17 protein-coding genes are annotated in these 15,126 nt (G+C 42.5%); 5 read left to right on the forward strand and 12 right to left on the reverse strand.

Going from position 1 to position 15,126, the window contains the following annotated elements; genetic code table 11:
• Positions 1–63 precede the first annotated feature (63 nt).
• The 4 genes from AB5I83_RS13145 to AB5I83_RS13160 all read right to left on the reverse strand — a co-directional run bounded on the left by AB5I83_RS13145 (position 64) and on the right by AB5I83_RS13160 (position 3,387).
• On the reverse strand, positions 64–441 hold the full coding sequence (locus tag AB5I83_RS13145) for a permease (RefSeq protein WP_448975987.1): 378 nt from the start codon (positions 439–441) through the stop codon (positions 64–66).
• A 20-nt stretch (positions 442–461) separates the two neighbouring features.
• On the reverse strand, positions 462–665 hold the full coding sequence (locus AB5I83_RS13150) for a helix-turn-helix transcriptional regulator (protein ID WP_448975942.1): 204 nt from the start codon (positions 663–665) through the stop codon (positions 462–464).
• A 150-nt stretch (positions 666–815) separates the two neighbouring features.
• Complete coding sequence (gene ilvA, locus AB5I83_RS13155) at positions 816–2,021, reverse strand: threonine ammonia-lyase (protein ID WP_448975943.1); 1,206 nt, start codon at positions 2,019–2,021, stop codon at positions 816–818.
• Between the two features lie 178 nt (positions 2,022–2,199).
• Entirely contained in the window at positions 2,200–3,387 is a 1,188-nt protein-coding gene (locus tag AB5I83_RS13160) for an MFS transporter (RefSeq protein ID WP_448975944.1), read from the reverse strand.
• A 232-nt stretch (positions 3,388–3,619) separates the two neighbouring features.
• Between AB5I83_RS13160 and AB5I83_RS13165 the strand changes: the two genes are divergently transcribed.
• Positions 3,620–3,976, forward strand: a complete 357-nt coding sequence (locus tag AB5I83_RS13165) for a winged helix-turn-helix transcriptional regulator (protein ID WP_226646051.1) — start codon at positions 3,620–3,622, stop codon at positions 3,974–3,976.
• Between the two features lie 66 nt (positions 3,977–4,042).
• Here AB5I83_RS13165 and AB5I83_RS13170 read toward each other — a convergent pair whose 3' ends face one another.
• The gene (locus tag AB5I83_RS13170) at positions 4,043–4,828 is read right to left on the reverse strand and encodes an SGNH/GDSL hydrolase family protein (protein ID WP_448975945.1); all 786 of its coding nucleotides are present in this window, start codon (positions 4,826–4,828) and stop codon (positions 4,043–4,045) included.
• A 244-nt stretch (positions 4,829–5,072) separates the two neighbouring features.
• On the opposite strand from AB5I83_RS13170, the gene AB5I83_RS13175 reads away from it, so the two are divergent.
• A complete protein-coding gene (locus AB5I83_RS13175; protein WP_448975946.1) occupies positions 5,073–5,924 on the forward strand; it encodes a TVP38/TMEM64 family protein in 852 nt (283 codons plus the stop codon).
• Positions 5,925–5,977: 53 nt separating this feature from the next.
• Here AB5I83_RS13175 and AB5I83_RS13180 read toward each other — a convergent pair whose 3' ends face one another.
• Positions 5,978–6,955, reverse strand: coding sequence for an aldo/keto reductase (locus AB5I83_RS13180; protein WP_448975947.1), 978 nt, complete (start codon positions 6,953–6,955; stop codon positions 5,978–5,980).
• Between the two features lie 715 nt (positions 6,956–7,670).
• On the reverse strand, positions 7,671–8,657 hold the full coding sequence (locus tag AB5I83_RS13185; protein WP_448975948.1) for a Gfo/Idh/MocA family protein: 987 nt from the start codon (positions 8,655–8,657) through the stop codon (positions 7,671–7,673).
• A gap of 210 nt (positions 8,658–8,867) precedes the next feature.
• Here AB5I83_RS13185 and AB5I83_RS13190 point away from each other — a divergent pair, with 210 nt between their 5' ends.
• Positions 8,868–9,383, forward strand: coding sequence for a CBO0543 family protein (locus AB5I83_RS13190; protein ID WP_448975949.1), 516 nt, complete (start codon positions 8,868–8,870; stop codon positions 9,381–9,383).
• Between the two features lie 223 nt (positions 9,384–9,606).
• On the opposite strand, the gene AB5I83_RS13195 is transcribed toward AB5I83_RS13190, so the two are convergent.
• Positions 9,607–10,503: a GNAT family N-acetyltransferase gene (locus AB5I83_RS13195; RefSeq protein WP_448975950.1), complete on the reverse strand. Its 897-nt coding sequence runs from the start codon at positions 10,501–10,503 to the stop codon at positions 9,607–9,609.
• Between the two features lie 321 nt (positions 10,504–10,824).
• Here AB5I83_RS13195 and AB5I83_RS13200 point away from each other — a divergent pair, with 321 nt between their 5' ends.
• Complete coding sequence (locus tag AB5I83_RS13200) at positions 10,825–11,694, forward strand: STAS domain-containing protein (RefSeq protein WP_448975951.1); 870 nt, start codon at positions 10,825–10,827, stop codon at positions 11,692–11,694.
• A 125-nt stretch (positions 11,695–11,819) separates the two neighbouring features.
• Here the strand turns inward: AB5I83_RS13200 and AB5I83_RS13205 are convergent, their stop codons facing one another.
• Both AB5I83_RS13205 and AB5I83_RS13210 read right to left on the reverse strand, forming a co-directional pair.
• The gene (locus AB5I83_RS13205; RefSeq protein WP_448975988.1) at positions 11,820–12,248 is read right to left on the reverse strand and encodes an N-acetyltransferase family protein; all 429 of its coding nucleotides are present in this window, start codon (positions 12,246–12,248) and stop codon (positions 11,820–11,822) included.
• Positions 12,242–12,682 (reverse strand): GNAT family N-acetyltransferase, encoded by a 441-nt coding sequence (locus AB5I83_RS13210; RefSeq protein ID WP_448975952.1) that lies wholly within the window; start codon positions 12,680–12,682, stop codon positions 12,242–12,244. The genes AB5I83_RS13205 and AB5I83_RS13210 overlap by 7 nt, the downstream gene beginning before the upstream one ends.
• Before the next feature lie 262 nt (positions 12,683–12,944).
• On the opposite strand from AB5I83_RS13210, the gene AB5I83_RS13215 reads away from it, so the two are divergent.
• Positions 12,945–13,103 carry a hypothetical protein gene (locus AB5I83_RS13215; protein WP_226086734.1) on the forward strand — a complete coding sequence of 53 codons (159 nt, stop codon included), beginning with the start codon at positions 12,945–12,947 and terminating at the stop codon, positions 13,101–13,103.
• A gap of 84 nt (positions 13,104–13,187) precedes the next feature.
• Here the strand turns inward: AB5I83_RS13215 and AB5I83_RS13220 are convergent, their stop codons facing one another.
• Positions 13,188–13,790: a hypothetical protein gene (locus AB5I83_RS13220; RefSeq protein ID WP_448975953.1), complete on the reverse strand. Its 603-nt coding sequence runs from the start codon at positions 13,788–13,790 to the stop codon at positions 13,188–13,190.
• A gap of 417 nt (positions 13,791–14,207) precedes the next feature.
• Complete coding sequence (locus AB5I83_RS13225; protein ID WP_448975954.1) at positions 14,208–15,125, reverse strand: alpha/beta fold hydrolase; 918 nt, start codon at positions 15,123–15,125, stop codon at positions 14,208–14,210.
• Between the last annotated feature and the right edge of the window lies 1 nt (position 15,126).

A 15,126-nucleotide genomic window follows, 5' to 3' on the forward strand; every position in this document is an offset into this window, starting at 1 on the left:
GGCGGGAATCTTTCCTGATCATTCATCCCTAGTTATTCGTTGCCTTTAATCCATCCTCTAAAATCAATAAATCTTCGAAAATATCACAAATGACAAAAAAACCGTACAAATCATCAATGTGGATAAGATGTGGACAACTGCACTGGCCGATAATTCGATCAGGTCCAGCTGCAGTCCAAGATTTAAAATAATAAAATATACCATCATGGCAAAGAATGAAGCGAACATTCCCTTCTCTCGAATAAGCTTCATCCGTTCGTCTTTCTGCTTGAATTGTGGATAAAGATAGCTCACGCAAAAGCACATGACGGCCATTCCTACCATGATAATTGTAATGGAAGGCGGAGCCGAATCAGCCATCATGCCTGCAAAGGCGAGGAAACCACTCATACCTAAAAAGAAAATCCCGAAGACTAAAAATGTAATTTGCTCTTTCATCACCTTTTTTTCACCCAAAGAACTCATCCTTTCTTCCCCTCGTATGTAAACAATTCTTCTATTGTCGTACCAAATGTCCTCGCCAATTCGAATGCCAGCGGAAGCGAAGGATCATACTTCCCTTTCTCGATCGATATGATTGTCTGCCTGGACACACCGAGTGTGGCTGCAAGCCGGTCCTGTGAATAACCATGCTTTTTCCTGAATTCAACTAAATTGTTTTCCAACACGTTCACCCCATATATTTCCATTTTATTGTAAAGGAAGCTTTACGTCAAGGAAACTTTACATTATTTTCAGATTGAGACAAAGGGACAGTTTACATTTTCCCTCATGCATAAAAAAAAGCACAGGGTACGCCCCCATGCTCCTAGTCGTTATTCCTCTTGTTTCAGCTGAAAACCTTTATTCTTTAACATGCTATAAAGTTGCTCTATATGATCATGGTCCTTTGTTTCTACTGAAATCTCCAGCAGCGCATTTCCTGGATAGATATGCTTGCCGATCCGGTGAAGGTTGACAAATTGTACGTTCGCATTCAGTTCAGTTACGGAGCTAAGCACTTTTTGCAGCTCCCCAGGCTTATCTTTTAAATAAATGGTAAAATGAGCAAACCTGCCGGATTCAACCAGGCCACGTTCAATGATCCGGGAAATGAAATTGACATCGACATTTCCGCCGCTAATAACAGCAGCAACCTTCTTGAAGGTAAGCTTCACTTTGTCATAAAGCAATGCTGCAAGCGGGCTTGCTCCTGAACCTTCAACCAGCAGCTTATTTCTCTCAAGAAGAAGCAGCATCGTTCTGGCTATTTCCATTTCATCGACACAAAAAATGTCGTCAACATACTCCTTGATGATCGTAAACGTCTTCTGCCCCGGTTTCTGAACAGCAATTCCATCCGCCATTGTTGGAGCGGATTCAACAGCGATAGGCTGGTTCTCTGCAAGTGACTGTTTCATGCTCGGACATGCAAGCGTCTGGACACCATATACCTTAATGTCGGGGTTTTTCTCCTTTACTGCCAAAGCGACACCTGCAATAAGTCCTCCCCCGCCAACAGGACAAAAAATGGCCTCGACATCCGGCATCTGATCAAGGATTTCCAGTCCAACGGTCCCTTGGCCGGCAATGACCGCCTCATCATCAAACGCATGGATAAAAGTGGCGCCAAGCTTGTCTTTCAGTTCCAAGGCATAAGCTAACGCCTCATCAAACACGGCTCCTTCCAGTATCACCTCAGCACCGTATTGCCGTGTTGCAAGTACCTTGCTGAGCGGTGCACCCTTTGGCATGACAATCGTACACGGAATGCCAAGCATCTGGCTCGAATAGGCCACACCCTGGGCATGATTGCCGGCTGAGGCTGCCACTACCCCTTTTTGAAGCTCTTCAGGAGACAAAGATATTAACTTATTATAGGAACCTCTAACCTTAAAGCTCCCCGTCTTTTGCAGGTTTTCAAGCTTCAAATACACTTCATTATTCGAGAGAGTGCTAAACGTCTTAGAATAATCAAGTGGGGTCGAGTGCACAATCCCCTTCATTTTTTCACGCGCTAAAATCACTTCATCCAAATTCATTGCGTACCCACCTTATTTCCTCCATTTTCCTCTTATGTTGCTCAGGGCCAGAGAAAGTATGCGGAGACATGTGAGACAGAGGGATGATTATCTTGTCCCAAAACTTTATATTTTTCAACGTTAATGACCAATAAAAAAGCAAAGGGTACGCCCCCTTGCTCCACTGAAAAAATCGTTTTTATCTCTTTCTAATTTCCATATTACGGCTCCAGACTGTTAGCAGAACCGCTCCAACTACCATAACTCCTCCAATCCACGGCGTGTGGATCAGCCCGATTGAGTCAACAATCAGTCCTCCAACAAATGCACCAATGGCAATTCCAAGATTGAAGGCAGCTATATTCAAAGCGGATGCTACATTCACAGCGGTCGGAACATAGCGTTCGGCCAATCGTACGACCAGAACCTGCAGGCCGGGCACATTCATGAACGCAAACATGCCCATCAAGAAGATTGTGATCACTCCAGCCACCTTGAATGGAGCTGTGAACGTCAGAATAAAGAGAATGATGGCTTGAGCAATGAACATCCATAATAATGCCTTTAAAGGATTTTTGTCGGCAGCCTTACCTCCAATCGAATTTCCAATGGCAACAGCCACTCCATATACAAGCAGGATGATGCTAACCACTTTCGGAGAGAACCCCGTGATGTCTTGAAGAATTGGAGTCAAGTAAGTGAAGGCGACAAAGGTGCCTCCATATCCAAGAGCGGTAATGGCAAAAGCCAGCAGCAATGGGCCGTTGCCAAGTATTTTCAATTGATCACTGAATTTAGCTGGCGGTGCCTCTTTCATATTTTTTGGTATCAGGACTGCACTTGCGACAATCCCGATTACTCCTAATAATGCCACTCCCCAAAAAGTCGCTCTCCAGCCGAACAGCTGGCCAATGAAGGTTCCAAGCGGCACACCGGTCACAGTTGCGACCGTCAACCCCGTGAACATAAAGGCAATCGCACTCGCTCTTTTATCCTCAGGGACAAGGTCTGCGGCAATGGTGGAGCCTATTGAAAAGAATACACCATGGGAAAACGCCGTGATGATCCTTGCAGCAAGCAACAGGCCAAAGCTGCTGGAAATGGCGGCAACTGAATTCCCGATGATAAAGATGACCATCAAAGCCATGAGCAATGTTTTGCGGCTCATTTTATTTGTCAAAGCTGTTAAAATCGGTGCTCCAAATGCAACACCCATTGCATACCCGGATATCAACAATCCCGCCAAAGTAATCGAGATATTGAGATCATTTGAAATCGTCGATAATAACCCAACTGGTACAAACTCAGTCGTACCGATGCCAAATGCACTGATTGCCAGTGCCAAAAGGGAAAGTGTTCCCTTATTATTTTGTGTATGTGAACTCATAAAAAGGTATCCTCCATTGCAGATCATTAAGTTGACCCGCGAAAGGCGCCTTTCACGTTTGGCCAACATGAATGCAATTATGAAGGATACCGGAAAAGTTGAGAAGTACGCACTTTAAAGTTCCGTAGGCACCTCCAGGTGATATAGGCACCAAAAAGTGCCTTATACTACTTATAGAAATGTAAGGGTATAATGACACTACAATCAATCGGAAAGACAAGGAGGGTGCATCTTGAAGAAATATAATATACCAGTCGAAGCCGCCCTCGAGGTCATCGGCGGCAAATGGAAAGTCGTCATTCTTTGCCATTTGATCGAAGGCAAGAAGCGGACAAGCGAACTAAAGAAACTCATGCCTGGCATCACGCAAAAAATGCTCACACAGCAATTGCGGGAGCTGGAAGAAGATAATGTCATTTTGCGGAAAGTCTATAACCAAGTTCCTCCTAAAGTGGAATATTCATTAACGGAATATGGATGGTCATTGAAAGGGATACTGGATTCATTATGCTATTGGGGAGAGCAGCATATTGAGAAAAATTACCCGAATAAAGAGGATGTTTTGGTTACTCCTGACCCTAAGGAATAAGGAAGAGACAGCGGGCCGATTACGCTGTCTCTTGCTATTTACTCTAATAGACAATAAAAATAATCTTCACTGCGCGCCTGACATATCTTCGCTGCTCAGCTTCTCCCTCAGTGCCTCTATCTTCCAAACAAATGAAGATAATTCCTTCGCCCACAACCCATATGTTAGCTTTGAAGGATGGACTCCATCACTAAAAAAGTCCCCATCCTCCTTATTGAGTTTCGCTTTCCAATCTTTTAGCCGGATTTTCGTATCGCTGTAATGGACTCCATCGAACTTTGATGCAGTAGCCAGCAGCTCATTGCCTAAAATATCAACCAAATTCCCGATGAATACTCTTATTAACAATGGAAATGCCGGAAAGTCCTTAATAGGCGGCATATTGGCAAAGACGATGGGTACATCCTCAAATTTGGATCTCAAGTCTGAAACTAGTTTTTCTGATTGCTTTTGCCAGGACCAGGGATTATTAAGGGTAAAGGCATCATTGGCACCAAGGCCTACCACGACCAAATCCACCTTCTGGTCAGGTATCATCGGGACAATGCTTTCTGTCACCTTTTTAAGCGTGTAGCCGCTTTTGGCATACACTTCCCAGTGGACCGTCGTATCCAATTTTGCAGCTAGTTCCTTTGCGAAAACTCCAGCGAACCCTTCATCATGGTGCGTGACCCCTACCCCGGCGATCGAACTCTCCCCGAGAAAAATTACGCGAAACTCTCTTTCCTTTCCCGCGCTCACACTGCCCATAGGCCCGATCGCCTCCGGTAGCCGCGGTGTACGCGCTCGGACTCTTTTTCCCTGAAAATATAAAAATGGCAGGAAAGGGACCATGATTATACTTCCGAACATGTATCGTAACCTCAATTTTTCACGATCCTCTCACAGATTCATTCGCTATTAAGTTTAGTCAAATACATATTCAACAAAACCAGGGTGAATCCTTTCCTTTATAAAAAAGGCTTTCAGACATTTCGGGAGCCTGTCATGCTTCATCAGCCTCAAGTCCTAGCGAAACTTCAAACCTAAGCGCGTCGATTCCTGCCCTTGCCTTTCCTATAATGAAAACACAAGCAAAGATAAAGGAGAATTCAACTTGATTACACATAGAGAAAAAGCGCATGAATGGATCCTGCACCTATCTATAAGCATCGTGGCCATCTATTTTGTATTTGCGCTATTGCCTACAGTACTTCCAATTTACAAATGGCTATATGTAAGCGCCTTGCTCGTGGTTTTAACATTGGATGGATATTTCGTCATGACGAGACGGAACAGTCTTATTAGAATTAATAGAATGATTCTGTATTATTTAGGGACGATTGTCCTTCTGACATTGGCGATCTTTTATGTCTCAAAAGTGATTGTTTTTACCGATGTGTATGGGTTTGAAGGTTTGTTAAAAGAACATCTGCATACAGCGAAATATATATTCTTTTTCATCAGTTTCGCTCAACCCATCCTCCTGCCGATCCCTGAGGCTGTTACTATTCCAGGTGCGAGCGCGGTTTTCGGCCCTGGTGTAGCGGCAGCCATTGCCTTTCCAGGAACACTTCTTGGGATTTCAGTCATGTTTTTTGCCGCCAGATACGGGGGAAGAAAATTCATTTCCAAGTTCATCAAGGAACAGCAGCTAGAAAGATACCAGCAATATGTCTCGAAAAATGAAACGCTGATCATGTTCCTGCTATTCATCATTCCAATCCTCCCAGACGAAATCATCTGTGTAGGAGCAGGCATTGGGCAAGTATCACCCAAAAGGTTCTTACTGATTGCTTCAATCTCAAAATTTTTCACAGCAACGGTGCTCGCATACTCATTGGAACTGGCCGAGAGACTGTCTTTAACACCCCCGCAGTTGATGGTCGGATTTTCAGCTATTGTCATTATTCTATTTGGGATTACCGCGTTAACGAAGAAATTTTTAAGCAAAGAACGTGGCTTGTAAAAGAAAAAAGATGGACGGTTTACAGGATTCGTCCATCTTTTTATATCAAAGTATTAAGGAAGATTAACGCCTCGTGAGCTCACGTACAATGTATACCATTCGTCACGAGTCAGGCTCACATTGACTGCTTCTGCACTTGCCTTGATCCGTTCAGGGTTTGCCGTGCCAATGACAGGCTGAATTCCTGCTGGATGCCTCATCAGCCAGGCGAGAACGATCGCTTCTGGTGTGGTTTGTTTTTCCTCAGCTAGCTTTTGTACCAGAGCTGCGGTGTTCTTGACACTTGCGCTTTCCTTATCAATGTTTTTCCCGGAATAGAGCCCTTTTGCAAGGGAGCCCCATGATTGAATCTGGATATTCTCCATCTGGCAATATTCCAGCGTTCCTTCCGGGAAGGTATTTTGGCGTGCCGCTTCCTGATTGACATGGACACCCGTATCGAGCCAACCAATTTTATGTAAGCTCATTTCCAGTTGGTTGACGATGATTTTTTCATCCGTATGCTTCTGCAGCAAGCGCATTTGCCCGGCACTCATATTGGAAACACCGAATGAACGCACTTTTCCGGAAGCCTTGAGTTGATGGAATGCCTCTCCTACCTCGCTTGGATCCATCAATGGATCAGGGCGGTGCAGCAACAGGATGTCCAGGTGCTCAATTCCAAGCCTTGAAAGGATGCCATCCACACTATCAAGAATATATGATTTGGAAAAATCGTATCTTGTTGGCAGTCCCGCTTCCTGATTACCGAAACGGATGCCGCACTTCGACTGGATGATGATTTCATCGCGAAGTCCCGGCTTTTCTTTTAGCACCTGTCCAAAAACTTTCTCCGCTTTCCCCAATGTATAAATATCAGCATGATCAAACATATTGATTCCCGAAGCCAGCGCCGCTTCTACCGCTTCATGCGCCTGCTTGACATGTTCCTGCTCAATCGGCTGAGCATCCCAGCTTCCTCCCAGCCCCATGCAGCCAAAAACAAGCTCAGAAGCATTCAATCCATTTTCATTAATAGGCAGCTTTCTCAATCTAGATTCCTCCTGATGTAAAAGTAAAATCCTTTGCAAGCCATTCTACCATATTACGATGATGGATAATAATGAAAGACCGTGGGTTGTAGCACGTAACTGCCTTTCGATTAAAAAACCATTGAAGAATAAGTGAGCAGGGCTACTTTTGACAGCTTTTCTTCACTTGACACCAAACCTGTCTGAAGTTGGGCTCTCTTCTGACAGCTTTCCTTCATTTCGCACCAAACCTGTCGCAAGTTGAGCTTTCTTTTGACAGCTTTTCTTCATTCGGCACCCAACCTGTCTGAAGTTGGGCTCTCTTTTGACAGCTTTTCTTCATTTGACACCAAACCTGTCGCAAGTTGAGCTTTCTTTTGACAGCTTTTCTTCATTTGAACCCAAACCTGTCTGAAGTTGAGCTTTCTTTTGACAGCTTTTCTTCATTTGAACCCGAACCTGTCACAAGTTGAGCTTTCTTTTGACAGCTTTTCTTCATTTGAACCCGAACCTGTCACAAGTTGAGCTTTCTTTTGACAGCTTTTCTTCATTCGGCACCCAACCTGTCACAAGTTAGGCAGCCTTCAGACAGCAATGCCGGTGATCCCGCAAAAGCTGTCTGTACTTTGTTCAACTTTTAAAAGGAGCTGCGCCCATGAAAAAAGAAGCACAGGGTACGTCCCCATGCTCCTGAAAAAAGGAACGTTATTTCTCATGCTTTCATTTGAAACACCCATTACTCACCTGGATACTTCAATCCCCACTGCCCGCGTATCTCGTCCATCAGTTTCATAATTTCCAATGATTCATCCAGGGGAACGACAGGGCTTTCTAGAAGCCCCTGATTTAGGCATCTTCCTACTTCTTCTATCTCAAAAGCATAACCTGCCGATTGTCTGTCATCGTTGAATGCCTCTGCTTCCTCCCCATTTTTATATAAGAAGGCAGACTTGGCACTATGGAATGAAGGAATCCGAATATGACCCTCTGTCCCAAGGATGTAAGCTTCATTCGTTAAATCGACGCGAAACGCACCATTGAGGGTCGCTGTCTTTCCATCAGGATAGGACATTAGGATGGAAAACTGTTCATCCACTCCTGTTTCGCCAATATGAGCTGTACTCAAAATCTTATCTGGTTTTGTTCCGAAAATCATGGATGCAAAGGTGACAGGATAAATTCCCACATCTAGCAAGGCTCCTCCTCCTAGGGCCGGATTGAGCAATCTCCCCTCCGGATTCCATGGCGCACGGAAGCCAAAATCCGCTTTCACCAACAGAACTTCGCCGATTTTCCCGCTGTCAATCCATTCTCTTACTTTTAAAATCGGCGGCAGGAAACGTGTCCACATCGCCTCCATCAAGAACAGCTTTTGTTCTCTGGCAAACTGAATGACTTCTTCCAGTTCACCGCTATTGATGGTAAAAGGCTTCTCGCAGAGCACGGCCTTGCCAGCTCGAAGACAGGCCAATACATTTTCTTTATGAAAAGGGTGAGGCGTCGCAATATAAATGGCATCTACATCCGGATCTGCCACAAGTTCTTCATAGCTCCCATAGGCACAAGTCACGCCATGCTCCTCCGCAAATTTCTCCGCGCTCTCTTTCGTGCGTGAACCAACAGCACACTTTTCCGTATTCTCAGCAAAGTTTAGATCCCTTGCAAAAGCACTGGCGATTCCGCCAGTCCCTAATATTCCCCACTTGATCACTTTTTCGTCCATCGTTCATTCAACTCCTTAAGTACCGAGTAGCCCAATAGAAAACAGACCTTGTTTGTCCATTATACTACGATATTTTTCAAGCAGACATGGAAGATCATTAAAAAGCCATTCGCACTTTTTTGACGCTTGAACCGCCCTTGTGTCTCCATCGTGTCTAAGGAATATTCTTTTTGGAGAGAATTCTACTAAAAGTTATAAGAGGTTATAGATATGTATTTGTTATTAGTCATTGTGGTATATATTATTTTTGCAAAAAAGTTCGTTAAGTGGCATAAGTGGAAAGAATACTACCCTACGGTCCAGTTCTATATTATCTGTAATTTATTGTATAATTTCATCTTCTATCAACATACTCTATGGAGGTATAAAGCGGTTACAGTGGATTGGTTAAATCACACGCTGATCGAGATTGCCTTCACATTTTTCATTGTCCCTGTCGTCTTGATGATTTACCTGGAGTATTTTCCAAAAGAAAGGTTAAGAGGACTTTTGTATGTGCTGATCTGGGTGGCCTATTTCTCTGGGATTGAATATCTATTTGAGGCTAAAGGATTGTTTGTCTATGAAAATGGCTGGAACGCTTGGTGGTCTGTATTGTTCAACATCATTACTTTTACGATAGTTAAGATCCACTATAAAAACGCGCTGGCCGCATTCCTTATATCGGCACCTATTATTGCGGTTCTCCTATTATTTTTTCATCCAGCATTACACGATTTAAAATAGAAGGTGATCCGATGGATTCTCTATCCACTCCCTTATTCATAGTTCTTCTCTTCAGCATCTACATAGGGATAGCCCTGTATTTAGAAAAACTGAGGAGAAGAAAGTAAGAAGGAGACCCTGTTTCTGTTCTCCCGTCTCATACTTTTAGACATTCAACATGTGACTCTTCCCCTTTTACCCATACGCTAAAAAAAGAGGAAACACCGGGGGCGATCCCGATGCTTCACTTAAGTTCATATCGATAACAGACTACTCCTTCTGTCTGTTCGAACCCTTCCTGCAGGTAGAGGGCTTTAGCTTGTTCATTGTCTCCATTCACGCAAAGCACACATCTTTTGTACCCTTTTTCCTTCGAAAACTTGATTGCGGCTCTTAACAGCACCCTGCCTAATCCTCTCCCCTGGTATTCCGGCAAAACAGCGACTGGTCCTATGTTCATGATTGGTGAATCTTCATACTCATCGTCCGACCCTCTCACCACTCCAACTGGCTCGTCGTTCTCATAGAGAATCATCATACCGCCATCCAGGTAATCAGACTCTGACGGCATTTTTGCGACCATCTCGGGTGTAATCGCCGTTTCACTTCCCTTCAGCGTCGAGAAGGCAGCATTCCTTACCAGACACCAGGCATCCTCATCCAAGCCTGGCCTGAAGCTCTTAATCTCAAAACCTTTTGGAATAGCCAGTTCCCGGGGCTCCAAGTCCTCCCTGACCAGCAGAAAAGTATATCTTTCCACGTCAAAATTAAGCTTTTCCATGACGACCTTCAATTGCTCGTTAAGCAAAGGAACAAATAGAAATACATGATCCAATGACGTTGTATGTTTTAATACTGCCTCAAACAGTCTTTTATAGTCCTGGTCATCATGTGATTCACAATGAAAAATCCGGAATCTTGCCCTATTGCCCCTTCGATGGTAGTCATCCAGAATAAGAGAAGCAGCACCCTTTATTTGGCCATTTGAGTCATTCATAATATAAGTAGGATTTTCGGCATCCGCCTTAAAGTTCTCCAAATCTTCATCATACAAAAAGGAATCATCCAGTTCCTTTCGATGTTTTTTACAGTATTCAAAAAAATCTCCCTGTCGCTCCATTTTTAGTGCTTCGATCTTCATGATGCCCATCCTTTCAAATTAGACGTTATGCTTCTTCACTTGATAAAAAGACACTTCTCTCTTGCCATGCTTCAATACCAATTCTTTATTCTTTATTCCACAGAAAATATCCTGCTTTCAAGGTTTAGACCTTAGCACAATGGGCAGCCGTCTTTTCTCCATCACAGCCACTATGAAGATGGTAAATCTGTTTCCTCAAACTAATAACAGCCAATAAATGCAAGCCCAATCCTTAGCATACAAAAAATTGATTTTATCTATTATATTCTTTATATTTAACTTGAAATGACCATTTTGATATCAGAAATTAAGGAGAAAATCATGAATTCTAATAATCAGAAACTCTATGATTTCATTACTGAAGACCCTTCCATTCTAACCAATAAATGGTTAAGCAAGAGAGCAAATGACCCTACAAGTGTATACTCCTCTTGTGACAACCATCGAGCTGAGGACCGATTAAGGGAGCAAAATGGACTATTTATTAGAACGGTAGCTAGTGTACTGGTCGCCAGCGAAAACGAAGTGAATCAAGAGATTAAAACGTGGGCTCAAGCCGTTGCGATGGATCGTGTTGAGACAAGAACTCCTCTCCACGAGGTCATTCATCAATTCAAGGTATTTAGAGGAATTTTCTGGGAGCATGTTCACCTGTTCGTGATGGAGAATAAAGGGGAGGTTTCCGATACAGAAATCCTGCATTGGAGCACATTGATCCATTCCACATTTGATACAATCATCGAAACCTTTGCTGAAAAATATTATAACTATTACAATGATCGAATTTCTGTCCAAAGTGAATTGATCAATGAATTGAGCGCCCCGATCATACCACTCTCAGATTCTATCGGAGTATTGCCGCTTGTGGGAGATATCGATACCCAGCGTGCAAAGCACATTACAGAATCCGTCCTGATGCAAAGCAAAGATTACCATCTAACACACCTGTTTATCGATTTATCAGGCGTCTCCATTATTGATACAATGGTAGCAAACCAGTTATTCCAAATTATCGACATCTTGAAGTTAATCGGAGTAAAAGTACATATTAGCGGGATCCGTCCAGAAATTGCCCAGACAGCAGTCCAACTAGGAATAAACTTCCATAAAACACCAACACAGGCAACCTTAAAGCAAGCATTGAAGGCCAATAAGATTGTCCTATCGAATACTATTGACGACCAAAAGTAAAAGCAAAGGAATCATCCTTTGCTTTTTCCTTTTATTAAACATTAGAATTTTGAGCCTTACCAAATCCTAGGCATCCTGCTGCCTTCCCCATCTCTGATCACCACAGAACCCTAGCCCCCAAAACCCTATGATAGAATCTTTGATTTAAAGTAGATGATTTCAGGGTCACCTTCATCCAAGTTTTCGACAATACCACTCTCGACAAATCCATTTGCTTCAAATACTTTCTGCATGCTTTCGTTAGAACGATTTGTAGAGGAGAAAATTTTATCAGTAGGAGCCATACGAACCAGATCATTCATCAATTGACTCGCAATACCCTTTCGTCTCTTTGCGGGAGATACAATAACCAGGGATATAAACGTACATTCAAAAAAATGAGTATCATATATCAAAAATCCAGCAACATCCTCATTTTCATTCACTAGAATACAACGCCCTTGCTTAATCGCTTTCTCAATAAAATCTTTTCTGCTCGTATTCCCTATCACTTGACGGTCTACTTGAACAATCGCGTTTAGATCTCTTAACTGTGCCGTGACTACTTTCACAATGATTCCCCGCTTAAAAGATCCTTCTTTAAATAGAAATGCTTGAAATCCCTTCCCACATTATCCAGTGTGCCGTAAACGGTATACCCGTTATTTTGATAAAAATCCAGCGCCTGAAAGCTCAGAGTATCCACCTTTATAAAATCGCAATTGCTCTCTACGGCGATTTGTTCCATTTCTCCTAACAATTGAGTTCCATATCCTGAGCCGCGGAGATCTTCATCGACCATAAGCGTATGTATTTCCAGCCAATTCCAACATACCTCTCCCAAAATGCCCCCACGAACATTCCCATCTTCATCTAGTAAAAAGAAATTCACTTCTCGGTATCTTCCTCTTAAATCCTCAGGAAAATGGCTTAAATTATATTCATAAAGTTTTTGATTAACATGGCTTTTATTACTATCGTTTACCTCATTGGTTATACGAAATTTCATATTGCACCTCTCCCTTATAAATAACGCATTGATGCTTGGACCCTGTATATAAATCTTAACATAAATTTCCTGTACGTTATTTTGTTCCCAGAGGACGGTTCTTCTGTCTCTAGATTATGCATTCTAAAAAAATGGAAAGGAGCAGCTTTCCGCATATTAATTTCCAACATTTCTCAAATTTTAAATGATTAGTAGTATAATTGTTATATATAGATAGCTAATTCGTTAGCTGCACTTTTTATTGGACCGGAGGCGTAAGATAATGGATAATCAATATTTTGTGGGTTGGGGCACCTTGGCGTTAATAAATGCTGGACTTGCACAAGGAAAGAATCGGACCGGATTGAATTGGTTTTTGCTCTCACTTTTATTAGGGCCTTTAGCAACACTATTTTTGTTATTTGCTGAAAAGAGAAGTTAGCTAGGAGGGTGAAAGAGACAGCGGATGGTTCTGCTGTCTCCTAAACAAAGAGCACAGGGTACGCCCCATGCTAAGTATTTGCTTTTAATCCTCATTCCGTAAAAGTTCCTGCTTGTACTGAATCACGCTAAGCAGCTTGGCTCCCCGCAAATTCGGAATCATAGTCTCCAATTCATTGAGCACCTTTTCCTTCTCCCCGTCATGGACCATCTCATCCAATTCCAATAACCTGCGGTAAAAGGGATTCCTCACTTTTTCTTTGTACTTTCTATATGTTTCACGATCTCCCTGCTCCATCGCAATCCCAGCAAGGGAATACCATTTATACATATTGTCCTTTAACCCTCTCGCCATTTCTTCTGCTTCATCAAACTGCTTCCTTTTTACAAGCAGGTTCACATGATTCAGCTTTTGATAAAAAGGAGATTTAATCTTATGCATCCTGTCCTCCGCTTCCTCCAACTCATCATTGAAAAAATAATAATGAAATTGAAATTGCGGATGTTTTGATTTCTTCATGAAGTCCATGATTTTTTCAGGATCCTTCTCAAAAAGAAACGGATAAAAACTTCTGTACATAAAAACTAAAATTATAACAAGATTGACCAATATAATTAGCCATCCCGGCGCTTGCATCAAACCTAATATCAAATCAGCAAAAAATATCACAATAAAGAACCAAAACATAGCTTACTCCCTCTTTTAATATTTTTAATTAACGTTTATGACTCATTTTATATCGGTAAATAGGCTACTTATTTCAATTTCCCGGTATATGGGCACCGTTCCTCAGTCCCCATTTGGTTTTTATAGCGACTTTTTTATTTTTATAGCGGAATTCTCATTTTTATAGCGACTTTTTCGGGTTTTATAGCGAGAATTCCATTTTTATAGCGATTTTTTCGGTTTTATAGCGAATTGGAAAAAACAGGGGATTTTTTCCAGCAAAATTAAAAATTTTGTAGTTGTCTTTACAGCTAGCCTAAGACAACAACAATAATAAATATTCCATCTTATGCAGCTAATTGTAACATGGTATTCCATAAAGAAAGGGCTGCCATCTACAAATGTACAGGCAACCCAGTTTCTAAGATTAATAGAAAATCAGCGATGACCAGAAGACTCAGCCACATCCTCATGCTTTGCAACCCGCTCCAAGAAATGCTTCACTGCGAGTCCTGCCTGTTCCGGGAGCTGCATCCAAACGTAGGCATGCATGGAACCTTCCACTTTGATGATTTCATGCGAATCCACAAGCTTTGAAAAAGCATCCAGGCTTCTCCTGATTGTTTCATCAGCATATTCCTCTTCACTTGGCATAAAAAGGACCGGGCATTTAATCTTCTTATAATATTCCTCGAATTGAAGGTCCCAGTATTTTTCCATGTACTCCATCCTGACATGATTCCGGTAATGACTGGTTACGGTGCCGTCATCCAGCTCTTCTGCCGTGCTTTTCAGGTAGCTCAGGAAATGTTCATTCAGGATACCCAGCCGTTCGATCGGCTCCTTCGCTTCAGACAGGTAATCTCCGAGGGATGGGTGTTCGGGCATTCTTCGCTCCAATAACTTCTTCCTCTGTCTCTCTTTTTCAGCAGCAATCTCCTCCGCAGTCCCATTGAAGATTCCATACTCCCCAAACTCATTGTAAAGAGCACCTTCACAAACAATCGACTTCACCATATCAGGATGAGACGCTGCCAAACTCAATCCAATCTCAGCCCCCATCGAACTGCCCACAATATGACAGCTCTGGACATCAAGTGCCTGGAGCAGCAGGTATAAATCCTGAGCTAAATCATCAATATGATAGCCCGTCGGTGGCTTATCCGATTTCCCATGCCCCCTGAAATCAGGAGCAATAACTCGATACTCCTCAATGAACATGTTCAGAATGCCATCCCACATATTCAAAGTCCCTCCGCTAAAATGAAGAAACAAGACTGCGGGTTTCTTTACAGATGAATATTTTACATTCAACCCTATTGAATTCGGTAACTGGATATTTCTTTCTGTGATCATA

This window comes from Mesobacillus sp. LC4 (assembly GCF_053543455.1).